16 protein-coding genes are annotated in these 26,305 nt (G+C 50.5%); 8 read left to right on the top strand and 8 right to left on the bottom strand.

What is annotated here, in order from left to right:
* Positions 1–80: 80 nt before the first annotated feature.
* The 8 genes from sucD to sdhC form a co-directional block, all read right to left on the bottom strand.
* Positions 81–953, bottom strand: coding sequence for a succinate--CoA ligase subunit alpha (gene sucD, locus K0J45_RS08420; RefSeq protein WP_011865457.1), 873 nt, complete (start codon positions 951–953; stop codon positions 81–83).
* Entirely contained in the window at positions 953–2,119 is a 1,167-nt protein-coding gene (gene sucC, locus K0J45_RS08415; RefSeq protein ID WP_011865456.1) for an ADP-forming succinate--CoA ligase subunit beta, read from the bottom strand. Before sucC ends, sucD begins: the two co-directional genes overlap by 1 nt.
* A gap of 103 nt (positions 2,120–2,222) precedes the next feature.
* Positions 2,223–3,413: a 2-oxoglutarate dehydrogenase complex dihydrolipoyllysine-residue succinyltransferase gene (odhB, locus tag K0J45_RS08410; RefSeq protein WP_220044957.1), complete on the bottom strand. Its 1,191-nt coding sequence runs from the start codon at positions 3,411–3,413 to the stop codon at positions 2,223–2,225.
* Between the two features lie 32 nt (positions 3,414–3,445).
* Positions 3,446–6,268: a 2-oxoglutarate dehydrogenase E1 component gene (gene sucA / locus K0J45_RS08405; RefSeq protein WP_220044956.1), complete on the bottom strand. Its 2,823-nt coding sequence runs from the start codon at positions 6,266–6,268 to the stop codon at positions 3,446–3,448.
* A gap of 215 nt (positions 6,269–6,483) precedes the next feature.
* Positions 6,484–7,191, bottom strand: a complete 708-nt coding sequence (locus K0J45_RS08400) for a succinate dehydrogenase iron-sulfur subunit (protein ID WP_220044955.1) — start codon at positions 7,189–7,191, stop codon at positions 6,484–6,486.
* Positions 7,192–7,201: 10 nt separating this feature from the next.
* Entirely contained in the window at positions 7,202–8,968 is a 1,767-nt protein-coding gene (gene sdhA, locus K0J45_RS08395) for a succinate dehydrogenase flavoprotein subunit (RefSeq protein ID WP_011865452.1), read from the bottom strand.
* Positions 8,969–9,316 carry a succinate dehydrogenase, hydrophobic membrane anchor protein gene (sdhD, locus tag K0J45_RS08390; RefSeq protein WP_011865451.1) on the bottom strand — a complete coding sequence of 116 codons (348 nt, stop codon included), beginning with the start codon at positions 9,314–9,316 and terminating at the stop codon, positions 8,969–8,971.
* On the bottom strand, positions 9,310–9,705 hold the full coding sequence (gene sdhC / locus K0J45_RS08385; RefSeq protein WP_220044954.1) for a succinate dehydrogenase cytochrome b556 subunit: 396 nt from the start codon (positions 9,703–9,705) through the stop codon (positions 9,310–9,312). The genes sdhD and sdhC overlap by 7 nt, the downstream gene beginning before the upstream one ends.
* A 412-nt stretch (positions 9,706–10,117) precedes the next feature.
* Between sdhC and K0J45_RS08380 the strand changes: the two genes are divergently transcribed.
* The 8 genes from K0J45_RS08380 (at position 10,118) to K0J45_RS08345 (ending at position 26,206) form a co-directional block, all read left to right on the top strand.
* Positions 10,118–11,404: a citrate synthase gene (locus K0J45_RS08380; protein ID WP_144198816.1), complete on the top strand. Its 1,287-nt coding sequence runs from the start codon at positions 10,118–10,120 to the stop codon at positions 11,402–11,404.
* Positions 11,405–12,101: 697 nt separating this feature from the next.
* Complete coding sequence (locus K0J45_RS08375) at positions 12,102–13,166, top strand: efflux RND transporter periplasmic adaptor subunit (protein ID WP_220044953.1); 1,065 nt, start codon at positions 12,102–12,104, stop codon at positions 13,164–13,166.
* 14 nt (positions 13,167–13,180) lie between these two features.
* Positions 13,181–16,429 carry an efflux RND transporter permease subunit gene (locus K0J45_RS08370; protein ID WP_220044952.1) on the top strand — a complete coding sequence of 1,083 codons (3,249 nt, stop codon included), beginning with the start codon at positions 13,181–13,183 and terminating at the stop codon, positions 16,427–16,429.
* Positions 16,426–19,473, top strand: coding sequence for an efflux RND transporter permease subunit (locus K0J45_RS08365; protein ID WP_220044951.1), 3,048 nt, complete (start codon positions 16,426–16,428; stop codon positions 19,471–19,473). The genes K0J45_RS08370 and K0J45_RS08365 overlap by 4 nt, the downstream gene beginning before the upstream one ends.
* Positions 19,474–19,584: 111 nt before the next feature.
* Positions 19,585–20,463, top strand: coding sequence for an MBL fold metallo-hydrolase (locus K0J45_RS08360; RefSeq protein WP_220044950.1), 879 nt, complete (start codon positions 19,585–19,587; stop codon positions 20,461–20,463).
* A 474-nt stretch (positions 20,464–20,937) separates the two neighbouring features.
* Positions 20,938–22,308, top strand: a complete 1,371-nt coding sequence (locus K0J45_RS08355; protein ID WP_220044949.1) for a sigma-54 dependent transcriptional regulator — start codon at positions 20,938–20,940, stop codon at positions 22,306–22,308.
* Between the two features lie 33 nt (positions 22,309–22,341).
* Positions 22,342–23,130, top strand: coding sequence for a DsbA family protein (locus K0J45_RS08350; protein ID WP_220044948.1), 789 nt, complete (start codon positions 22,342–22,344; stop codon positions 23,128–23,130).
* Positions 23,131–23,665: 535 nt separating this feature from the next.
* A complete protein-coding gene (locus K0J45_RS08345) occupies positions 23,666–26,206 on the top strand; it encodes a hypothetical protein (RefSeq protein ID WP_220044947.1) in 2,541 nt (846 codons plus the stop codon).
* The last annotated feature ends 99 nt before the right edge of the window (positions 26,207–26,305 follow it).

Here is a 26,305-nt window from a genome sequence, read left to right as displayed (position 1 = left end):
AAAAGGTAACTGAGTTGATAGGTAACAAAAAAGGCGCCCTAAGGCGCCTTTTTATTTCATGCTACAGACTTGGGTGGATATTACCAGCCAGTCTTAGCACGCAGTGCACTGCCGATGTCGGCAAGTGAACGTACGGTAGTCACGCCTGCCGCTTCTAGTGCAGCAAACTTGTCTTCAGCCGTACCTTTACCGCCAGCGATAATCGCGCCAGCGTGGCCCATACGCTTACCAGCAGGTGCAGTAACACCGGCAATGTAAGAAACAACAGGCTTAGTCACGTTAGCCTTGATGTAAGCAGCAGCTTCTTCTTCAGCAGTACCACCGATCTCGCCGATCATAACGATAGCTTCGGTCTGTGGATCGTTTTGGAACATTTCCAATACGTCGATGAAGTTAGTACCTGGGATTGGGTCACCACCGATACCAACACAAGTTGATTGGCCGAAACCTTCGTCAGTCGTTTGCTTAACCGCTTCATAGGTCAGTGTACCAGAGCGAGACACGATGCCCACTTTACCTGGCTTGTGGATGTGACCTGGCATGATACCGATCTTACATTCGCCTGGAGTGATAACACCAGGGCAGTTTGGACCGATCATGCGAACGCCAGTCTCTTCCAGCTTAACCTTAACTTCCAGCATATCCAGAGTAGGAATACCTTCAGTAATACAAACGATTAGCTCGATGCCGCCGTCGATAGCTTCTAGGATAGCGTCTTTACAGAAAGGCGCAGGTACATAGATAACGGTAGCAGTCGCACCGGTTTCAGCCACAGCGTCTTTTACTGTGTTGAATACTGGCAGACCCAAGTGAACCTGACCGCCCTTGCCTGGCGAAACACCGCCAACCATTTGCGTACCGTAAGCGATCGCTTGCTCAGAGTGGAAAGTACCTTGACCGCCAGTGAAACCCTGACAGATAACCTTGGTATCTTTGTTAATTAATACGGACATTATTTGCCCTCCGCAGCAGCAACAACTTTAACAGCAGCGTCGGTTAGCGACTCGGCTGCAATAATGTCAAGACCAGAGTTAGCCAATACTTCGCGACCTAGATCTGCGTTAGTACCTTCTAGACGAACAACCACTGGCACTTCAACACCCACTTCTTTAACGGCACCAATGATACCTTCAGCGATCATGTCACAACGTACGATACCACCGAAGATGTTTACCAGAACCGCTTTCACGTTAGCGTCAGACAAGATGATCTTGAATGCTTCAGCAACACGCTCTTTAGTCGCGCCGCCACCAACATCCAGGAAGTTAGCTGGCTTGCCGCCGTGCAGGTTAACGATGTCCATAGTACCCATTGCTAGGCCGGCACCGTTTACCATGCAACCTACATTACCGTCTAGGGCAACATAGTTCAGCTCGAATTTCGCCGCGTGTGCTTCACGAGCGTCATCCTGTGAAGGATCGTGCATGTCACGGATCTTTGGTTGACGGAACAGTGCGTTGCCATCGATACCAATCTTACCGTCTAGACAGTGGATGTTACCTTCGGTAGTGATAACCAGAGGGTTGATCTCAAGCAGTGCGAAGTCGTGGTCGGTGAACATAGTCGCCAGACCCATGAAGACTTTAGTGAACTGCTTCATCTGAGTTGGGTTCAGACCCAACTTGAAGCCAAGATCGCGTGCCTGGTATGGCTGAGGACCTGTCAAAGGATCGATAATCGCCTTATGGATCAGCTCAGGTGTCTCTTCGGCAACTGTTTCAATCTCAACGCCACCTTCGGTAGACGCCATGAAGACAACGCGACGGGTCGCACGGTCAACAACGGCACCTAGGTACAGCTCGTTTGCGATATCAGTGCAGCTTTCGACTAGGATCTTAGCAACTGGCTGACCTTTTTCGTCAGTCTGATAAGTTACTAGGTTCTTACCTAACCAATGCTCAGCAAATGCTCTGATCTCTTCTTTATCGCCGGTAACTTTAACGCCACCTGCTTTACCACGGCCGCCTGCGTGTACTTGACACTTAACAACCCACATATCTCCGCCAATATGGCCAGCCGCTTCTACCGCCTCTTGAGGGGTATCACAAGCATAACCTTCTGACACTGGTAAACCATATTCGGCAAATAGGGCTTTTGCCTGATACTCATGCAAATTCATGATGATCTATCCGTATACTTCTAATCTAATCCAACCGGCTCAATAGAGCCGGTAGCGAGGGGTGATGCCTACCGTTGCCGACAGGCATCGAAACAACATCGTCTTACAGGTCTAATAGTAGACGAGTTGGGTCTTCCAGGAAGTCCTTAATGGCAACCAGGAAGCCAACAGACTCACGACCATCGATGATACGGTGGTCATAAGAGAGTGCTAGGTACATCATAGGTAGAATTTCTACCTGACCATTAACCGCCATTGGGCGATCTTTGATGGCATGCATGCCCAAGATAGCGCTTTGTGGCAGGTTAAGGATTGGGGTAGACATTAGCGAGCCAAATACACCGCCGTTAGTCACGGTGAAGTTACCACCAGTCATGTCGTCAACTGTCAGCTTACCGTCGCGGCCCTTGATAGCCAGGTCACGCACGTTACGCTCGATGTCGGCCAGGCTCATGGTGTCTGTGTCGCGCAGTACTGGTGTTACCAGGCCACGTGGCGTAGAAACCGCGATGCTCACATCGAAGTAGTTGTGGTAAACGATATCATCACCGTCGATAGAGGCGTTCACTTCTGGGAAACGCTTCAGTGCTTCGGTCACGGCTTTCACGTAGAAAGACATGAAACCAAGACGGATGCCGTGCTTCTTCTCGAACAGCTCTTGATACTGCTTACGAATGTCCATGATAGGTTTCATGTTCACTTCGTTGAAAGTCGTCAGCATAGCGGTTGAGTTCTTCGCTTCCAGCAGACGGTTAGCGATAGTCTTACGTAGACGCGTCATAGGTACGCGTTTCTGGCTACGCTCACCTAGCGGCGCAACAACGGCTGGCGCCGCTGCTTTAGCAGCAGGTGCTGACTTGATGAAGGCTTCCACATCTTCTTTAGTGATACGACCGCCAACGCCAGTGCCCTTGATCTTAGCGGCATCTAAGTTGTGCTCGGCAATCAGACGACGTACAGATGGGCTCAGGGCATCGTTAGACTCTTCGCTAGCCGCTTCCGCTTGCGGTGCTGCCGCTTCGGCTTGCTCTTTAGAGACTTCCTGACCGGCAACCGCACCAGCAACAAACTTAGCGATGACGGCTTCGGCCAACACTGTGTCGCCCTCTTCCGCCAGGAACTCAACGATTGAACCATCTTCTGGCGCAACCACTTCTAGAACCACCTTGTCGGTTTCGATATCGACCAGGTTTTGATCACGAGACACTTGCTCGCCAGCTTTAACATGCCATGTGGCGATGGTTGCATCAGCAACTGATTCTGGCAGTACGGGTACCTTAATTTCGATACTCATGGAAAGCTATCCTTTTTATAAATTGTCTATTACTACAGTTTTAATGCGCTATTGATTAAAGATTCTTGCTGCTGGGTGTGCAGGGCCGGATAACCACATGCTGGCGCGGCCGAGGCTTCACGACCCGCATAGGTTAATTGAGCACCGGCAGGAATGGCTGCCCAGAAGTGGTGCTGGCTGCAATACCAAGCGCCCTGGTTCTGAGGTTCTTCCTGACACCAAACGAAATCTTTAACGTGCTGATACTGGGCGAGGATCTGTGCCATATCTTCGTGTGGGAACGGGTACAGTTGTTCTACACGGATCAGAGCAACGTTGTCCAGGTTCTCTTTACGACGCTTCTCGAGCAGTTCGAAGTAAACCTTACCGCTACAGAAGACCACGCGATCGACCTTGCTGCTATCGAGCTCGTCAATCTCGGCTATCACATTCTGGAAGGTGCCTTCGGCCAACTCTTCCAGGCTAGACACCGCCAGCGGATGACGCAGCAGTGACTTAGGTGACATCACCACCAGAGGACGACGCATAGGACGCACAACCTGACGGCGTAGCATGTGGTAAACCTGTGCCGGTGTCGATGGGACACACACCTGCATATTGTGGTTAGCACACAGCTGCAGGAAACGCTCCAGACGTGCACTCGAGTGCTCTGGACCCTGACCTTCGTAGCCATGTGGCAACAGCATGGTCAAACCACACAGACGGCCCCACTTCTGCTCGCCAGAAGAGAGGAACTGATCGATCACCACCTGGGCACAGTTAGCGAAGTCACCGAACTGAGCTTCCCAAATCGTCAGACCGCCCGGCTCAGCCGTAGCATAACCATATTCGAACGCCAGTACTGAGGCTTCAGACAATACCGAGTCAGAGATATCGATAGGGCCTTGCATGTCAGACAGGTGACGCAGTGGCAGATAAGCTGTCGCATCATTTTGGTTGTGCAACACGGCGTGACGGTGGAAGAAGGTACCACGGCCAGAATCTTGACCTGTGATACGTACGCGCTTGTTGTCATCCAAAATCGAGGCGTAAGCGAGTGTTTCGGCAAAGCCCCAGTCCAGCAGCTTGTCACCGGCGGCCATGGCCACACGGTCTTTGTAGATCTTAGCAACACGCGACTGTAGCTTGTGGCTCTCTGGCACGTAGCTGATCTTATCAGCCAACGCCTTAACCCGGGCTAGCGGCAACTCGGCAGGATAAGCCTCGTCCCACTCGCGGTTAAGATAAGGTGTCCAGTCAACCGTATGCAGCGTCATTGGACGCCACTCTTTAACTACGCAATCGCCTTTATCCAGCGCGTCGCGGTAGTCGTTGATCATCGCGGTCACATCATCCGCGCCTAAGGTCTGCTCTTCGATCAGACGGTCGGCATAGATCTTACGTGGCGTTGGATGTTTCTTGATCTTGGCATACATCAACGGCTGAGTTGCACTCGGCTCGTCGGCCTCGTTGTGGCCGTGACGACGGTAACAGACCAGATCGATCACTACGTCACGCTTAAACTCGTTACGATAATCAACCGCTAGCTGAGCAACGAAGGCGACCGATTCTGGGTCGTCTGCGTTCACGTGGAAGATAGGCGCCTGTACCATCTTGGCGATGTCGGTACAGTACTCGGTCGAACGGGTGTCTTCAGTCAGGTTGGTAGTAAAACCTACCTGGTTATTGACCACGATACGGATACTGCCGCCCACCTTGAAGGCACGGGTCTGAGACATGTTAAAGGTCTCTTGGACAATACCTTGACCGGCAATCGCGCTGTCGCCGTGAATAGTGATAGGCATTACCTGAAGACCCGTCTTACAACCGCGGCGGTCCAGACGTGCTCTTACCGAGCCCATGACCACAGGGTTAACGATCTCAAGGTGTGATGGGTTAAACGCCAGTGCCAGGTGAACGTTGCCGCCCGGTGTTTCGAAATCTGATGAGAAACCTTGGTGATACTTAACGTCACCCGAGCCATTGAGCTCATCGCTGTGCTTACCGGCGAACTCATCGAATAGCTCAGATGGCTTCTTACCTAAGATGTTAACCAGCAGGTTTAGACGACCACGGTGAGCCATGCCCACGACGATCTCTTTAGTACCCGCTTCACCGCCACGGTAGATGATTTCACGCATCATAGGGACGAGCGCGTCACCACCTTCCAGTGAGAAACGTTTTGCGCCGGGGAACTTGGCGCCGAGATACTTCTCCATACCTTCGGCGGCGTTCAGGCCCTCGAGGATACGTGTCTTGGTGTTTTTATCGTAATTCGCTCTACCTAATGACGGCTCCAAGCGTTGTTGGATCCAACGCTTCTCATCGGTATCTGTGATGTGCATGTATTCCGCGCCGATAGCAGCACAATAGGTTGCTTTCAGTGCTTTAACCAGATCACCCAGCTTCATGGTGTCGCCACCGTGAGCAAATGAACCAGTGTTGAATTCACGCTCCATATCTTCGCCGGTTAAGCCGTGGAAGGCCGGGTCCAATTCAGAGACGGTATCGCGCTTCCATAGCCCGAGGGGATCCAGATTCGCATTCTGGTGGCCGCGGAAACGGTAGGCGTTGATCAACTGAAGAACTTTAACCTGTTTGGCATCGACTTCGGGATCTGTCACACGAGCAGCGCTCTTGTGACGACCGTCTAGCGCCAAACTACGGAAATATTCACGTACTTTAGAGTGGGCAGCTTCGGGCACATCTGCTGTTGCACCGTTGGCATATGGGAGGTTATCAAACACCGCTCGCCAGTCGTCTGATACTGACTGAGGGTCCTCTTGATAGGCTTCATACATCTCTTCTACATAGGTCGAATTAGCCCCGTTTAAATGAGACGATTCGAGCCAGGCTTTCATGATGCCTTGGTGCATTTCTATTCCTTTCAAACTTTATACACGTGTTTTTAGCCAAAGTATTGAAAATGCAATCCAGTCAAATGTACTGCAATTGCAAAATATCTGCCGCCCCTAGAGTCCAGATTTCACGGCATGTGTAGTTCCATTACATAAAAGAGCCACTTCTCACATAGAAGAAGTGACTCTCAAAAGAGCTATATAATTATTAAAATCAGCTCAGTGTGTTGCATTTAGACAGCTCGCTTAAGCAGCATAGACTTGATGTGTCCAATTGCTTTAGTCGGGTTGAGTCCTTTAGGACAAACGTCAACACAGTTCATGATGCCATGGCAACGGAATACGCTGTAAGCATCGTCGAGCTCAGACAGACGCTCTTCGGTGGCAGTGTCGCGGCTATCGATAAGGAAACGATAGGCGTGCAACAGGCCGCTTGGACCGATGAACTTGTCTGGGTTCCACCAGAATGATGGACAAGCCGTTGAACAACACGCACACATGATACACTCATACAGACCGTCCAGGTGCGCACGCTCTTCTGGCGATTGCAGATGTTCACGGGCCGGTGTCTTGTCGTCGTTGATCAGGTAAGGCTTGATCTTCTCGTACTGCTTGTAGAACTGAGTCAGGTCAACAATCAGGTCACGAACCACAGGCATACCCGGCAGTGGACGTATCTCCAACTTCTTACCCTTGAAGGTAGAAATTGGTGTGATACAGGCCAGACCGTTCTTGCCGTTCATGTTTACGCCATCACTACCACAAACACCTTCACGGCATGAGCGACGGAACGCCAGCGTTGGGTCTTGTACCTTCAGCTGCATCAGGACATCCAGCACCATCATATCGGTACCGTCAGCCACTTCTAGCGTGTAATCCTTCATGTAAGGCTTAGTGTCTACTTCAGGATTATAGCGATAAATACCAATCTTCAAATTCATCTTATCTTCCTTAGTAGGTACGCTTGATCGGCGGGAAGGCTTCACGAAGCTTAGGCTCCATGTTTACCGCACGCTTGGTCATCTGTTCGGTCTGAGGATCGAACAAGCTATGACACAACCAGTTCTCATCATCACGCTCGAGGAAGTCTTCACGTGAATGCGCACCACGACTCTCTTGACGGAAGTTCGCCGCATAAGCAGTCGCAATCGCTGTCGCCATCAGGTTATCAAGCTCTAGACACTCGATACGCTGAGTGTTGAACTCTCTTGAATTGTCAGACAGCTTAGCATTAGCCAGACGCTCACGAATCGCCTTAAGCTCTTCAAGACCTTCTGCCATCGCCTCACCGGTACGGAATACCGAGAAGTTAAGCTGCATACAAAGCTGAAGATCTTTACGGATCTGCGCAGGATCTTCACCGTCTTTGTTGCTTTCCCAACGATTTAGACGCTCAAGAGACTTAGCAATCTCATCGGCGCTCGCTTCTTTAGGATCGGCAGTCTCATCCAGCGCCTTACCCAGGTGCTGACCCGCTGCGCGTCCAAAGACCACGAGGTCGAGTAGTGAGTTACCGCCCAGGCGGTTCGCACCGTGTACCGATACACAGGCAATCTCACCCACGGCAAACAGACCAACGACATCGCTTTCGCTACCATCTTCATTCTTACGGATCACCTGACCGCTCACCTTAGCAGGCAGACCACCCATCATGTAGTGACAGGTTGGCAGTACAGGGATTGGGCCATCGGCCGGATCGATATGCGCGAAGGTACGAGACAGTTCACATACGCCTGGTAGGCGTGCTTCAAGCGTCTCTTTACCTAAGTGATCGAGTTTCAGTAGGCAGTGAGGACCTAGTGGACCATCAAGGCCACGGCCTTCACGGATCTCAGTCATCATAGAACGTGCTACCACGTCACGAGATGCCAGGTCTTTCGCGTTTGGTGCGTAACGCTCCATGAAGCGCTCGCCGTCTTTGTTCAGCAGGTATCCGCCTTCACCACGACAACCTTCGGTGACCAGTACACCCGCGCCGGCGATACCGGTTGGGTGGAACTGCCACATCTCCATGTCTTGCATCTGCACGCCAGCGCGCATTGCCATGCCGACACCGTCACCGGTGTTGATGTGAGCGTTAGTAGTAGAGGCGTAGATACGACCCGCACCACCGGTAGCTAGAATGGTGGCCTTAGACTTGAAGTACACGATCTCGCCGGTTTCGATTTCGATTGCAGTACAACCTACGATGGCACCGTCTTCGTTCTTAACCAGGTCAAGTGCATACCACTCAGAGAAGACTTCAGTCTTATGCTTAACGTTCTGCTGGTATAAACAGTGCAGCAGGGCGTGACCGGTACGGTCGGCCGCCGCAGCGGTACGTGCCGCCTGCTCACCACCGAAGTTCTTCGATTGGCCGCCGAAAGGACGCTGATAGATCTTACCGTTATCGAAACGAGAGAATGGCAGACCCATGTGCTCGAGTTCGATAATGGCTTCTGGACCGGTTTGACACATAAATTCGATAGCGTCTTGGTCACCGATAAAATCGGAACCCTTAACGGTATCGTACATGTGCTGTTCCCAATGGTCTTCATGAGCATTACCTAGGGCAACGGTAATACCACCCTGGGCAGAAACGGTATGAGAACGCGTTGGGAATACTTTAGATAACAGCGCGCAGCTCTTACCTTCTTTAGAAATCTGTAGTGCAGCTCGCATACCCGCGCCACCGGCGCCAATTACGACTGCATCAAACTCACGTACTGGAATACTCACTTAAACACCCCACACAATAACAATGCCAGCAGCCAGGTAAGAAAGCGCTGCTACGACGAAGACGAATTGGAGTACGCCACGGACGGCTACCGGCTTAACATAGTCGGTGAGCACCTGCCAGATACCGATCCAGGCGTGAACCAGGATGGCGACCAGGGCAAGAAGCGTAAACACTTTCATCGGCAAAGCACTGAACAAACCGTGCCATACGTCATAAGTGAGAGGCGCACTAGCGGCGATGAATCCTACTAAAAAAATGGTGTAACAAGTAAGGATCACGGCACTAGCACGAAGAAGAATAAAATCATGAACGCCACTGCGTCCAAGACTCGCTGCATTTGTTACCATACCCAAATCCCCGCAATGATTGACCATGCCGCTGCAATAACGAAGGCGGCTTTCGCTGAAGCGTTACCCGATTCCAACTCTTCCCAACGACCGGTATCCATGATCAGGTGGCGTACGCCAACAATCAGGTGATAACCAAGCGCGGTCAGAATTCCCCAGACAACAAACTTAACGATAAAGGTATCAAATAGAGATTGAATGCCTGCGAAACTCTCAGCAGATGCGAGTGACTCACTCAACAACCAGATAAGAATGCCGACGGCAAACAGCATGATGACACCGGAGACACGGTGTAGGATTGACGCAATCGCTGTTGCAGGAAAGCGAATGGTCTGCAGATCTAGATGGACAGGTCTTTGCTTTTTCACGTTCTGCTCACTCTGCTCCATTGAGCATTATTTTTGTTATTGAACCTCTTTCGAACGAAATTTGACCAGCAAGCAAACTTACCACCTCCTCTCGCCTCAAAAGGAAAGTTGAAACAAACAGTTAACTAATTCAAAAATCACTAAATAAGTATGTAAATAATGGTCTACGAATTGGTTTGTTTGTAGCTCTTTCGAGCCGAAGCAAGTATACGCCCCACAAATGTCAAATACAAACATCACATTATGCAAATTTTGTTTTTTTGGTAAAAAAATCTGCCAAGTTGCTGTATTGACGGGCACTTACGTCAAATTAAGACCATGGTCTAACGAATTTAAACACTTATTTAAATTGAAATGTGATCTAGATTCACTGTAAAGTATTGGCGTTTGACAAAGCCGCACTCACATAAGAATGAAGTAAGGAGAACGGGGTATGGCTGATAATATAGCCAAATTGGAACTACCAGGGAACGATTCGATTGACCTGCCTATTAAGAAAGGAACGGCGGGATTTGATGTTATCGACATCAGCAAACTCGGTAGCAAAGGTCATTTTACATTTGACCCAGGATTCCTAGCGACAGCATCCTGCGAATCAGCTATCACATACATTGATGGCGCCCAAGGTATACTTTTACACCGTGGTTACGCGATCGACGAACTTGCCGTCGACTCAGACTATTTAGATCTTTGTTATCTACTGCTTTACGGTGAGTTACCTAACAAGGCTCAATACGACAAATTCGTTTACACGGTTAAGACCCACACTATGGTTAACGAGCAACTGGCTTCGTTCTTCCGTGGTTTCCGCCGTGACGCACACCCGATGGCCATGCTATGTGGCGTAACTGGTGCACTGTCTGCATTCTACCAAGACTCTCTCGATGTCAACGACGAACACCACCGCGAAATCGCGGCGTTCCGTTTAGTCTCTAAGATGCCGACTATCGCCGCTATGTGTTACAAGTATTCAATTGGTCAACCATTTGTTTACCCACGTAACGACCTCAGCTATGCGGGCAACTTCCTAAGCATGATGTTTGCCGTTCCTTGTGAAGAGTACAAGGTTAACCCAATCATCGAACGCGCTATGGACCGTATCTTTATCCTGCACGCAGACCATGAGCAAAACGCCTCTACCTCTACCGTGCGTCTAGCCGGTTCATCGGGGGCTAACCCATTTGCGTGTATCGCGGCGGGTATCGCCTCACTTTGGGGTCCTGCACACGGCGGCGCAAACGAAGCCTGTCTGAACATGCTAGAAGAGATTGGCACTGTCGATCGCATTCCTGAGTTCATCGCTCGTGCGAAAGACAAAGAAGATCCATTCCGTCTGATGGGCTTCGGTCACCGTGTTTACAAGAACTTCGACCCTCGCGCCAAGGTTATGCGCGAAACCTGTCACGAAGTCCTTGCCGAGCTTAAGGTCAATGACCCGCTGCTCGACGTGGCGATGGAACTTGAGCGTATCGCGTTGGAAGATGAGTACTTCGTATCGAAGAAACTCTATCCAAACGTCGATTTCTACTCAGGCATCATCATGAAGGCTATCGGCATTCCAACAAGCATGTTCACCGTACTGTTCGCCCTGGCGCGTACCGTGGGTTGGATTGCACACTGGAAAGAGATGTTGGATCAGCCTGGTCACAAGATCAGCCGTCCACGCCAGCTCTACACAGGCTCACCAGAACGCGACTTCGTCAAACTGGACAAGCGTTAATCGCAGCCTGATCTTAAAAAGCACCCCATGGGGTGCTTTTTTATGCCTATCTTCTAATAGCTTTGCTTTAATCGCTCTTCTTTAATAGCTCTAATTTTAATCGCTCTTTCATTAATAGCTCTCTTTTGGTCGCTATCTTTTAATGCCTCAGTTTTAGGCAAGGCGTTATGCCTGAGCTTTTATATGAGCCTTTTACATGCGTCTTTTACATGCACCTTTTACATGAGTAGCTATAAACGAGCTTTTATATCTGGATGTTGGTATCTGAGCCTTCACCGCAATGGGTAAACACTTTAAAACAATTGACTCCCTTTACCTGCCACTTCGCTCCTCTATTTAGCCCTTCCCTTTCTGCCCATCCCGCTCAGTCCTGCTCTCTCAGTCCTTTTTCTCTTAGCCCTTCACATCTGAACCCTTTCCCATTAAGTAATCAACCTGGCATCTAGCCAGCTTAAGCTCCCACATGCAGTAGAGATACATTTTGTATCAAATCCAATTTGCACTGACCTTGGCAATGGGTCTTAACTGTTAATTAGTCAAAAGCATCACATGTTAAACATTTTCGCTACAAACCAGTTAACAAACTCACCACGCACTAACTGATTTTAGCGTAAGCAACTGATAAATAGTCGTTTAACATTTTGGCACACCTTGTGCTTACTAAGGCTAATTGGATAAATAACATAGGTATCTTCACATGGAATCTTTTTCAAAGTTTAAGTTGGCACTTCCCCTACTATTTGTTGCCGTACTCAGTGCATGTGGTAATGAGGAAACAAAGAAAGAAGAAGAAAAGTACGCCGTTCCCGTTGAAACCACGACAGTCATACAAGGTGATGTCTCCTCTTTTTATAGCACTACCGCAACCCTGGAAGCTCCTCAGGAAGCTGACGTTGTTAGCCGCATCGCCGGTCTTATCGAATCCATAAAGGTTGAAGAAGGGGATCGCGTCTCCAAGGGACAGCTGCTGGCAGTAATCGATGCTAAGCGCCAGCGCTACGATCTGGCCCGCTCACAGGCCGAAGTGGAGATCATCGAGCAAGAGCTCAACCGTTTGAAGAAGATGAGCAATAAAGAGTTCATCAGCGCCGATTCCATGGCCAAACTCGAATACAACCTACAGGCCGCCATCGCCAAGCGAGACTTAGCCGCCCTGCAGGTACAAGAAAGCATGGTTCGCTCCCCTATCGATGGCGTAGTTGCCAAGCGTTATGTGAAGGCCGGTAACATGGCCAAAGAGTTTGAACAGCTTTTCTATGTGGTTAATCAAGATGAACTGTACGGCATAGTCCATCTGCCCGAGGCTCAGCTACAGAGCCTGCGTCTAGGTCAGGAGGCTGAGCTTTACGCCAACAAGCACACCAAAGAAACTATTCACGCCAAGGTGCTGCGTATCAGCCCCATCGTCGATCCCCAAAGTGGTACCTTTAAGGTCACACTTTCGGTGCCTAACCAGAATGCCCAGCTAAAGGCGGGGATGTTTACCCGAGTTGAGCTGAGATACGACACCCACAGCAATGTGATAACCGTTCCCTATAACGCCGTGGTCAATCAGGACAATCAATACGCCCTGTATGTCGTCCAAGGAGATAATGCCCTGCGCCGCGAAGTTGCGCTAGGCTATCGCGAGGCCGATACCGTAGAGGTGGTCTCAGGCCTAGAACCCGGCGAACAAATAGTGATCCGCGGACAACAAAACCTGAAAGATCAATCCTTAGTTGAAGTGATCAGCCAACTAGACGTTGCTCGCGCACAACAATAACGGGAACTTAGCTTATGTCGATAATTAATACTTCCGTTAAACGGCCGGTATCCGTGTGGATGTTTATGCTGGCGGTGATCCTCTTTGGCATGGTGGGTTTCTCTCGCCTGGCGGTGAAACTCCTGCCGGATCTCAGCTACCCTACCATCACCATACGTACCCAATATGAAGGCGCCGCGCCGGTTGAGGTGGAGCAGCTTGTCTCTAAGCCCATCGAAGAAGCCGCCGGTATCGTTAAGGGGCTGCGTAAGATAAGCTCCATCTCCCGCTCTGGCATGTCAGATGTAGTGCTCGAATTTGAATGGGGCACAGACATGGACATGGCAAGCCTGGAGGTGAGAGAAAAGCTAGACACCATAGAGCTGCCCCTGGATGTGAAGAAGCCGCTGTTGCTGCGCTTTAACCCTAACTTAGATCCTATCGTGCGTCTCGCTCTTTCCCTGCCCGACGCCGATGCTCAGTCGCTTAAGCAGATGCGCACCTTTGCCGAGGAGGAGCTTAAGCGTCAGCTGGAATCCCTCAGTGGTGTCGCGGCCGTCAGGCTCTCCGGTGGTCTTGAGCAAGAGGTGCATATTCAGCTGAACCAGGAGAAGCTGACTCAGCTTAACCTGAACGCCGACAAGATCCGCGAGCGTATCGCCGCCGAAAATATCAACCTCTCTGCCGGTAAGGTGGTACAGGGCGAGAAAGAGTATCTAGTGCGTACCCTCAATCAGTTCAACTCCCTGGATGAGCTGGGTCAGATCATCGTTTATCGCGACAACCAGACGCTGGTGCGTCTGTTCGAGGTGGCCGACATCATCGACAGCCATAAGGAACGTAACGACATCACCCGCATCGGCTCTGCCGAGTCTATCGAGCTGGCCATCTACAAGGAAGGCGATGCCAACACTGTTGCCGTGGCCCGTAAAGTCACCGCTAAACTTAACGATCTCAAGAAGCTGAACGAGAAGGCAGAGCTTAAGGTTATCTACGATCAATCAGAGTTTATCGAGAGCGCAGTCAGCGAGGTCACCTCGGCAGCGCTTATTGGTAGCTTGCTCTCCATGCTGGTGATCTACCTGTTCCTCAGGGACATAGTGCCTACCCTGATCATCTCCATCTCGATTCCGTTTTCGGTGATTGCCACCTTCAACATGATGTATTTTGCCGACATCAGCCTCAACATCATGTCACTGGGCGGTATCGCCCTGGCGGTGGGCCTCCTGGTGGATAACGCCATCGTGGTGCTAGAAAACATCGACCGCTGTCGCAAGCTGGGAATGAATAAACTCGACGCCGCCGTGACGGGCACCAAAGAGGTGGCCGGCGCTATCTTCGCCTCTACCATGACCACCCTGGCGGTATTCGTGCCGCTGGTGTTTGTCGATGGCGTCGCCGGTGCCCTGTTTTCGGATCAGGCGCTGACCGTCACCTTCGCCCTGTTGGCCTCACTGCTGGTCGCGCTGACCACCATCCCTATGCTGGCCTCGCGCGAAGGTTTCAAGGCCCTGCCGCACCTGGTGCAGAAACGTGAGAAGCCTGTGCTCGACACTAAACTGGCCAAGGTGAAGCATTACGGTGCCACCGTCTGCTCCTTCCCCTTCGTCCTACTGTTTAGCTATCTGCCGTCACTGCTACTGACCCTGGCCTTGATGCTGAGCCGTGCGTTTTCATGGCTTGCGGGCCTTATCATGCGCCCCATCAGCCTGGCATTTAACTGGTTCTATCACCTGCTCGAAGGTGTCTATCACAAGCTGCTGCGTCAGGCGCTTAAGTTTACCTGGGTGACACTGGCTATCTCCCTTACCCTCACCTTAGGCACCATGAGCCTTATACCAAGACTCGGCATGGAGCTGATCCCGCCGATGAATCAGGGCGAGTTCTATGTAGAAGTCCTGCTGCCGCCGGGCACAGAAGTCAGTGAGACAGACAGAGTGTTACAAAAGCTGGCCTTGTCTATCAAAGACAGGGAAGATGTAAAACATGCCTACAGCCAAGCCGGTAGCGGCGGTCTGATGACCTCAGATACCTCGCGCGGCGGCGAAAACTGGGGCCGTCTGCAGGTGGTGCTGGCCGATCATCAGGCCTTTAACGCAGTCACCCATGTGCTGCGCACCACAGCCATGCGTATCCCTGAACTAGAGGCGAAGATCCAACACCCAGAGCTGTTTAGCTTCAAGACCCCGCTTGAGATAGAAGTGATAGGCTATGACTTAACTCAGCTCAAGCAGACCGCCGATAACCTCATCAGCGCGCTGTCTGATTCAAATCGCTTTGCAGACCTCAACACCAGCCTACGTGACGGTCAGCCAGAGCTGAGCATCCGTTTCGATCACGCCCGCCTTGCCGCCCTTGGCATGGATGCGCCAACCGTGGCGAATCGTATCGCCCAGCGCATCGGCGGCACAGTCGCCAGCCAATATACAGTGCGTGACAGAAAGATCGACATCTTGGTGCGCAGCGAACTCGAGGAACGCGATCAGATAAGCGACATCGATTCGATGATCATCAACCCCAACAGCAATCAGCCTATTCCACTGAGCGCCGTTGCCGATGTCTCCTTGAATCTGGGCCCTTCTGCCATCAACCGTATCAGCCAGCAGCGCGTTGCCATCGTCTCGGCAAACCTCGCCTATGGTGATCTCAACGATGCCGTGATCGAGGCGAGAAGCATCATAGATCAGCAAAATCTGCCTAGCTCGATTCAGGTGCGCTTCGGCGGCCAGAACGAAGAGATGGAACACTCCTTCCAGTCGCTTCAGATCGCCCTGGTATTGGCCGTCTTCCTGGTATATCTGGTGATGGCCAGCCAGTTCGAGTCGCTGGTACACCCACTGCTTATTCTGATCGCCGTGCCCATGGCAGTGGGTGGTAGCATCTTCGGTCTGTTCATCACCCAGACTCACCTGAGCGTGGTGGTGTTCATCGGCCTCATCATGCTGGCAGGTATCGTAGTGAACAACGCCATCGTCCTGGTGGATCGTATCAACCAGTTGCGTGAGCAGGGTATGGCTAAACTGACGGCCATCGAAGAAGCCGCCAAGTCTCGTCTGCGCCCCATCGTCATGACCACAATGACCACAGCACTGGGTCTGGCGCCTATGGCACTGGGTTTAGGCGATGGCAGCGAGGTACGTGCGCCCATGGCGATCACTGTTATATTCGGCCTTTCGCTAGCCACTCTGCTGACGCTTGTGGTGATCCCAGCGCTCTACGCCCTGTTCGATCGCAAGGCGTTTGACGCACCAGCCGAAGTTGTCCAAGAGGGAGAATCAGTATGAATATCACTCGATTAGCCCTAACGAGACCCGTTACCACCAGCATGTTCTTCGTGGCCATACTCCTCTTTGGTCTGGCCTCGAGTCGCCTGCTGCCGCTGGAGATGTTTCCTGGCATAGAGATGCCCCAGGTAATGATTGAAGTCCCCTACAAGGGTTCAACCCCTGCCGAGGTGGAGCGTGAGATCACCAATGTATTGGAAGAGTCTCTCGCCACCATGGGTGGGATTGAGGAGCTGAGATCGCGCTCATCGCAAAATGGCGCCGAAATTGAACTCAGGATGAAGTGGGGCGAAAACGTCTCCACCAAGAGCCTGGAAGCCAGGGAAAAAGTGGATGCGGTGCGCCACCTCCTACCTAAAGATGTGGAGCGGGTCTTCATCCGCCAGTTCTCCACCGCCGACATGCCTGTGCTGACCATACGTATCTCGAGCGAGCGTGAGCTGTCAGGCGCTTTCGATCTGCTGGACAAGCAGCTGAAGAAGCCGCTGGAGCGTGTCGAAGGGGTGTCTCAGGTGAGCCTCTATGGTGTCGAGCAGAAGCAGATCGAGATCCGAATCGATGCTGACAAGCTCAGCGCCACCGGCATCAACAGCACCATGTTGCAACAACGACTGGGGCAAGAGAACTTTATCGTCAGCGCTGGGACTCTCAGGGCGAACACCCGTGTGTATCAGGTGTCGCCAAAGGGTGAGTTTCGCGATCTCGACGATATCGCCGCCCTGGTATTGATCCCAGGCGTCACCTTGGGCGATGTGGCCAGCATTCGCTACGCCCTACCCGAACGCCTCGATGGTCGTCATCTGGATCAGAAATATGCGGTCGGTCTGGATGTGTTCAAAGAATCCGGCGCTAACCTGGTGGACGTGTCTGAGCGTGTACTCAAGGTGATTGAGGCGGCTAAACAGGACCAGCAGTTCAACGGTATCAAGCTGTTTATCATGGAAGATCAGGCCTACGGGGTGAAATCCTCCCTGTCTGATCTACTTGCCGCCGGCCTGATAGGCGCCCTGCTCTCGTTCGCCGTGCTCTATCTCTTCCTGCGCAACCTGAAGATGACACTGGTGGTGGTCTCCTCTGTGCCCATCTCTCTGTGTATGACGCTGGCAGGCATGTATTTCTTGGGCTATAGCCTGAATATCCTCTCAATGATGGGACTATTACTGGCGGTCGGCATGCTGATCGACAACGCCGTGGTGGTCAGTGAGAGCGTGCTGCAAGAGAAGCAGCATCAAGGCACAGCAACCACCTCCCAGGCGGTACTCACTGGGGTCAACAAGGTTGCCCTGGCGGTGCTGGCCGGCACCCTGACCACAGCCATTGTGTTCTTGCCAAATATCTTCGGCGTCAAGGTAGAGCTGACCATCTTCTTGGAGCATGTGGCCATCGCCATCTGTATCTCGCTTGCGGCCTCACTCTTGGTAGCTAAAACTTTGATCCCATTGATGTTAACTAAGCTGCATTTCGAGATTGAGACGAATCCTAAGCAGAGCAAGCTCGAGTCTTTCTACGAGCGTAGCCTGGCGTGGATCTTACACAGACCCAAGCGTTCAGGGCTGATTGCCGTGGTGATCCTTGCTTCGACAGCACTACCGCTGAGCATGGTGCAGCAGGATCAAAACGACGGAGAAGGCAACAATCGCCTCTACATCAACTACCAGGTAGAGGGGCGCCACAGCCTGGATGTCACCGAGGCGATGATCAACCGCATGGAAGATTACCTCTACGCCAACAAAGAGGCTTTCTATATCGACTCTGTCTACAGCTACTTCTCGGCCGACAGAGGCCAGTCGACCCTGCTGCTACAGGAAGATGCCGACATAGATATCAAGGCACTAAAGCGCAAGATACGTGAAGGCTTCCCGAAGTTCTCCATCGCCAAGCCGCAATTTGGCTGGGGGAACGACAACAACGGCATTCGCGTCACCCTCACCGGACGTTCCACCAGCGAACTGATCACCATCAGTGAACAGGTGGTGCCTATGCTGGCCAAGATAGACGGGCTCATCGATGTGCGCTCGGAGCTTAACAGCACGCAGCAAGAGGTGATCATCGAGCTCGACCGCACCATGGCCGCGAGACTGGACTTGAGCCTGAGCGAACTTGCCCGCAGCGTGTCCATGGCTCTTAGGGGTTCGCCGCTGCGCTCTTTCAGGCACGACCCAAGCGGTGAGCTGCGCATCGAGCTGGCTTACGACAAACAGTGGCGCGAGTCGCTCGAAAGGCTAAAAGAGCTGCCTATCGTGCGTCAGGGTAATCGGGTCTACACCTTGCAGAGCCTGGCCGAGATCTCGATTCGTCCACGATTCGATACAATCCGCCACTATGATCGTCAAACCGCGCTCTCAATCGGTGCCAACCTGGATGAAATGACCACGGAAGAGGCCCAAAAGGCCATCAAACAGGTGATGGATGCGGTGCAATTTCCTGCGGGCTACGGCTATTCGCTGCGAGGTGGTTTCCAGCGTCAGGATGAAGATCAGGCCATCATGGCGACCAATATGATCTTGGCCATCGCCATGATCTATATCGTCATGGCCGCCCTGTTCGAATCGCTACTGCTGCCGACGGCTATCATCACCTCGATCCTCTTCTCCATCACAGGGGTGTTCTGGGCGCTGCTACTGACCGGCACCAGCATGTCTATCATGGCCATGATTGGGATATTGATCTTGATGGGTATTGTGGTGAATAACGGCATAGTACTGGTGGATCAGATTAACCAGAAGACGCCGGAGCTCGACCGTCTCTCTGCCACCATCAAGGAAGTGTGCATCACCCGTCTGCGCCCGGTACTCATGACAGTAGGCACAACGGTACTAGGCCTGATACCACTGGCCATGGGCGACACCCAGATTGGTGGCGGCGGACCGCCCTATTCACCCATGGCGATCGCCATCATCGGCGGCTTGAGCTTCTCGACGCTGACCAGCCTCTATCTGGTACCGCTCTGCTATCAAGCCCTGTATCGCATGCGCCATCAGGCCGCCATCAAGCTGGGTAACGCCGACAGGTTCACCCGCCGCATCATGCCCTGGGCTCACTAAGGCCGATAGGAAAGGCGCACAAATCAGACAAACTAAAAAAGGCTGCTTCTTGCAGCCTTTTTATTATGCAACTATATAAATTGATTCGATAAGAGAGAAAAAGGTCTTCCAATGAACAACATCTTACGCTTTGCGCTGACAAGCCTGCTCATCGGCAGTTATGGCATCAGCATCAATAGCTTGGCCGACGAAGATAAGTTTGCCAAGGTCGAAATAGCGGCCACCAAACTTTCAGAACATGTCTATATGCTGACCGGCGCCGGCGGCAACATAGGCGTATCTGCGGGAGAAGATGGCCTGCTGATCATCGACGATCAGTTTGCCCCACTGGCGGACAAGATTAGCGCGGCGCTGGCCGACATCCAGGCGGGCAAGCCTAAATATATCGTCAACACCCACTACCATGGCGATCATACCGGCGGTAACGGCATCTTTGGCCAAACCGGCACCATCTTCGCCCACGACAATGTACTCAAACGCTTGGCCAGTAATCAAGACTTCACTAAACAGGCCTTGCCCAGCATCACCTATGATCAGGGGATCAATATCCACTTCAATGGCGACACGCTCTCACTCGTGCACCTGGGCGCTGGTCATACAGATGGTGATAGTGTGATCTTCTGGCGTGATGCGCCTGTGGTACATATGGGCGATCTCTTCTTTAAAGATAGATTTCCCTATATCGATCTTAAAGGAGGTGGCTCGGTGCTTGGCTATCGCGACAGCGTCGCCACCATCTTGGCCAAGGTCGATGACAACACCAAAATCATTCCGGGACACGGCGAACTGGCCAACAAGCAAGATCTGATCAAGTTCAAGCAGATGTTAGACACCTCTATCGACTGGATGAACACCCAGCTCAAATCGGGCAAGTCGCTCGAGGCTATCAAGCAGCAAGGCTTACCGGACGACTTGCAGGGTTGGGGATGGAAATTTATCTCTCAGGAAACCTGGATAGAAACCCTCTATAACGGTCTTAAGAGTCAATAATCATCCCAAATATCAATGCGGCTAACAGAGAGCGAGTAGCAGCGATAAGGCTATCTAAAAATATATTGACCTATAGATGAATAAGGCGCGGTTTAAGGACTGCGCCTATTCCTTCCTAAGCCGTCTTCACCTACTGACCATTTTCAATCTTAATTTCACTTATCGCTAAGGCGAGTGCCCAGCATAATCCTTCGACAAAACGGCAATAAGCCAAGACAAGCTGACCCTAGTTTTGCCAAAAAAGCACCTTAAAACAGGCACACAGAAGATCTATAACCAAACAGGCCAAAACACAACTTAACAACATAGGTAAAACCCACACACAAAGGGCAATTGCAGTGATAATGACCACACATAAAAAGAATCACAATTAGATACACTATCAACTTGCGTTAATAGCAAGCTTTCCTAAAATTTAAGCATCCTGTCTAGCAAATGCATTGGCTGTCTTGGGGCCCCGGCTAAGGATCAAGTGTGAGTAACCGTAAGAGGAACTTAACTCACAAGGAACGTAACATATTGGTATTAAACCTCACGGATGAAGCGTGTCTTACCGATAAACAGACCGACTCATGTCAATGGCATTTCAATCATGCAGGCACCCTTAGTGCGGCCTACAAAGTTTTAGAGAGCGCTCCCTGCCAGATCGCTATCGCCATTATAGATCTCCCCCACCAGCAGGTAGTACTACGCGCCATCGAACTACTGTCCGCGCGTCAACCCGGTTTACTCTGGCTGGCTATCTCCTTAGACAGCCCTAAAAACCTGGGTAACCTTTGCTTCTGCTTTACAGACTATTTCTTGGATTTTCATCACCTTCCCATTGATTGGCAGCGCCTCGATCACACCTTGGGGCACCTCTGTGGCATGGCCCAATTAAATGAGCAATGGAGTAAGGAGAAAACCACGCATCAACCAAGATCCTTCTTCTTTGGTGAATCGAAGGTGATGCAGACCCTGCGCGATAATCTCTATAAGATCGCCAAGTCAGATGAAACCGTACTGATAGGCGGCGAAACCGGCACGGGTAAGGGTCTGTGCGCCAACTTGATCCACTCACTCTCGTCTCGTAAAAATGGCCCCTTTATCACGGTGAATTGCGGCGCCCTGCCCCCAACCCTCATTCATTCAGAGTTGTTCGGCCATGAGAAAGGCGCCTTCACCGGCGCAGACAGGCAATACATAGGTCGAATAGAGCGAGCTAACAAGGGCACCCTATTTTTAGATGAAATAGGCGATCTGTCACTCGAGTTACAGATCAATCTGCTGCAGTTTCTTGAAGAGCATTATATCGAACGTATCGGTGGCCAGAAGTCCACTGAGGTGGATTGTCGCATCATCTTCGCCACCCATGTCAATTTAGAAAACGCCGTCGAAGAGGGCAAATTCAGGGAAGATCTATTCTATCGAATCAATATCATACAAATAGAGCTACCCAGCTTAAGAGAACATAAGCAAGATATCCCTCTCTTGGCTCAAGATTACTTAACCAAACTCGCTCCACCCAATCGTCAATTTCAGTTTCACCAGGACGCGTTATATGCCATGACCAACTATCAGTGGCCAGGTAATGTGCGCGAACTTAAAAACCGCATTCAACGCGCCATCATCATGACCGAAAGCGACATCATCACCGAAGCCGACCTCGGCATTAAATTCGCTTGTTCGGCAAATGATGATCCCGATGTGGTCGATCTGGCGCAGCACAGAACCGAAATTGATACCGAACTTCTATTGGCCGCCATTAAGCGCAATAACCACAATATCTCGGCGGCGGCCCGTGAACTCAACATCTCACGAACGACTTTCTATCGCCTCATCAAGAAGTGCAAGATAACGCTATAGACAAGGTCAGTGGCACCAAACGAGGATCGACTTATGCCATCTACTCATTCGACAGTGATAGTCTGCCTATCTTTGCTGTTTTTTACTGCTGCCTGTCAGCAAAAAAATGACGACAAGTTAGAGAAGGAGCTCGCCTATCTGAAACAGGAGATGGGCCAATTAAAACAGCAAGTGGCCATCATGGGCAGCCAGGTGAAAGAGATACACACCATTGCCATGAAGAGTCAGGAGCCGCAGCATAGAAGCCTGCCGACCCAGATTAACCCTGGCGAAGATGGTAAGCTCCCAGCCTTAGGCGAGGCGACGGCGCAGGTCGCCATCATAGAGTTTTCCGATTATCAATGTCCCTACTGCAAACGATACATGGACAACACCTTCACCAAGATCAAGAGCAACTACATAGACACCGGTAAGGTGAAGTATATCGCCAGAGACTTCCCCTTAGGTTTTCATCCTAAGGCTAAAGGCGCTGCCATAGCCGCCAACTGTAGCCTGCAACAGGACGCTTATTGGCCCATGCGTGACGCTTTGTTTAAAAATATGAAGCAACTAGGGGACAAGCTCTACCAAGATACCGCCACCCAACTCTCGCTAGACATGACAAAATTCACCGCCTGCCTGGAAGATCAAACCATCATGAGTAAGATAGAGCAGGATATTGGCTATGGCTCATCGATAGGCGTTCGTGGTACGCCAAGCTTCCTCATAGGTAAACTGGAAAACAATCGACTCATAGAGCCCAAGTTAGTGGTTGGTGCACAAAGCTATGATGCTTTTAAAGCGGTGATCGACGCCTTAGAAAAACCGACCCGGACCAATTAACGGAACTTACTCGACTAACTCAACTAACTTAACCCTTAATTAACTTAACTAACTCAAATCTGGCGCCGCAACGCCCTTTATAAAGACACTTATCTAGTATCACTTGGCGGCGCTTTACCTTCCTCACCCAGTACCATTTTTTCAAAAACACCATAAGCTTGGCCAATCATTAAAATCTCATCTTTAGCAAGCGTCATGTCCAGGTTTCATTTGGACAACGCACAGTGTTACACATATGTAACACCCCACCTAATCCAATCGCCCCAAAAGCAAAGTAATCCGCTATTTATCAAAAACTTATCTTTCTGGCCCAATGCTTGCTCTTATTAGGCCATCTATTTGGACGCTGCACCATGAGGCACAGTTTTATTCGCCATCAATGCAGCCACTAAAAGCGGCATACGCCGAAATAGTAGTAATAACCTAGCAACAACGAATAGGCACTTAGTCGAAATTGATCCCAATTTCAACGACGTAAAGTGATGAACTAACAAGACGTTTTATCCATATTAACTTGTTAATAAAGGTCAATATTATGAAACGATTTAAATCTAATCGGCTTGTCAGGGCATTGGGTATCGCCCTCATAAGCAGCGCCAGCCTATATGGCATTGGCACGACACCGGCACTAGCCGACTCACCAATTTGGCCCGTTCCTGCCAACACGGCAGACTTCTGTATGGCGGATGAGTATGTTCAAAGAGGTGGATCGGGAATGAAAGATGTTATTGGCGAGGCACTAAATTGTACCGCCAATGATGTCGAAATCACCAAAGTCGATCCAAAGTTCATTGTATTACACGACGATCAAGGCAATGAGGTATTATCAAGCGAGTTGACCTGTACGCTCGGCGACCCCTTTATCTTAATTGCTGATATAGATGTCCGAGCCAATGCTGCCGAACGCTGGGATACGACCTTTTATATTCCCCAGAAAGAAGACCAGGATCCTGACGTAATATCACAGGTTGATGATGCCTGTTCAAGATTGATACCTATTCCAGATGGCACAGACGGCAACTCATATGTGGCGCAGCAGCTCGATGGTGACGCCTGCGGTGATATTGCTAAAGCCGATCTCACTAATGATGAGTACACCTTGGTAGGTGCAAGGTTTACCATGATCTGTGAGGATGAAGATCCTGATGGTGATGGGCCCCTAACACCGGATGGTATGGCTGACTTCAATTATTGTGCCGCCTGGGACAATATTGAACGTGACAACTGTAGTGCTGCAGATGGTCAGGTGCCTAACAACAAATCCAAGTGTAAATGCGACAACTTCCCAATTGACGTATTCGTTGAGCCCAAGCCCGCAACTGTGACCAAAACAGTTGATAAAATGTCAGCGGAAGAACCTTTTGGCCTCTTTACTTACACAGTAACAATCGAAAAAGCGAAGGACGAGAACGGTAACCCAACCGGTGCTGATATTAATATCACAGATATTCAAGACACCTATAAATCTTCCGACACAGCCTACCCAGGGCCTTATTACTTTGACCTAGATGATACGGAATCCGATTATCAACAGGGTAATGTGACTTTACTTGGTTCGAGTAGCTACACAGCAGCTAATGCCTGCTGGAGATTAGACCTGAGTAACACTCCAATAACACTGACGAATTCAAGCCCGACACTGGTTTGTACCTTTAGGGTGAGAATCGACGATGTCAACCTGCGGGATGTTGATCCCTGGGATGAGGATTACTATGATTTTGTTAGCTTTAGTGCCACCGACACTGAAAATCGAGGCATAGACGTAGGTAATGATGCATGTGATTCATTTGCTAGCGACCCTGTAGCTGGTGATAACTGCTCTGCCGTGGTCGGTGTTAAGATCACAAATGACCTACCAAGCATAGATGTCAGTAAATCTATCTGGAGTACTGGTGCGGATCCCGAAGAGTTGACCTCAATACCTGAACCAGGCGGTACAGTCGAATTCAGAATCGAAGTCAAGAATACATCCGGTGCCCATGATTCACCTCTGACACTGGAGATATTAAACGATTCTGTATTCGGTGACCTTTTAACTCGAACCGAAGGTAACTGTGACACCATGTCCACAAGCATTGCCTTCAACGGCAGTTTCACTTGTAGCTTTACAGAAACGTTAACAGGTAACTTTGGCGATCAGCATTACAACAAGGTGACAGGCGTTGCGAGAGATGCTACGGAGAATCAAACAGCCACAGATCCAGGCGATGCAACACTACTATTTAGTGATGTTGATGCCATGATTGAGCTGACAAAAACGCCTGATGTAGATAGCGTACTAGAAACGGGTGATAACCCTACTCTATATCGCACCGTGAACTATACATTCGAATTTACTAATACTTCACTTGCGGACTATGTGACCTTCTTCAAACTCACAGACCAAGAGTATGAAATGGATGGAGGAACAAAAGTGTATATCGGCAGCCTAGCAGATATTACCGCTGATTGTATTGTCGATGGAACTCCATTAAGCGCCGGTATTGAACTTGCTCCCGGGGCATCCGCGTCCTGTGTTGTGGCAATCACAGACATACAGGGTAACACCGGTGAGGTATACCGCAATGAAGCCGTTATCTATGGTTTTGATGACGATCACGAACAAGGAGCAGATGATCTTGCCGCTATGGCCGTAGCTCAGGTCGGGTTTACTCCCGATGGAACTGAGGTCGACATGGACTTTGCTACCAGCATGCTGGTTGTATTGCAAATGGAAAATGGCAGCGAAGCCAATAATGTCAATTTCACAGGCCTGACTGTGAAGTTACAAAGCGTCTTTGCCGAAGCCGAAACCACTGAGTTTAAACTACTTAATAGTGGAGGCGTATACAACGAGGCTACCTATGGATACTGCGAACCAAATCATGTACTAGGTTATTTAGGTTCGGGTACACATACATATAGCTGTGCCTTTACCATAGAACTGAAGCCTGGGCTGGAAAATAATGATGACATCAACTTTGCAGCCGCACTGGTTAATGGCATTGTAGCGACATTTACAGATCCAGACGTTCCAGGAGAGCCACTCTCTAACGCCGTAGCTATCCAAGTTATTACTGATGAACCGAACCCCTAAAATAGCAGTTACGGTTAACTGATAGGCAGTTAGTCCTTTCGTTGGACTCCATGCAAAAAGAGCGATGTAATACATCGCTCTTTTTTTGATAGTTAAAGT

This window comes from Shewanella alkalitolerans, from assembly GCF_019457575.1.
Lineage (GTDB): Bacteria > Pseudomonadota > Gammaproteobacteria > Enterobacterales > Shewanellaceae > Shewanella > Shewanella loihica.
The sequence above is the reverse complement of the archived record's forward strand: the minus strand, read 5'-3'. Positions and strand labels throughout refer to the sequence as shown.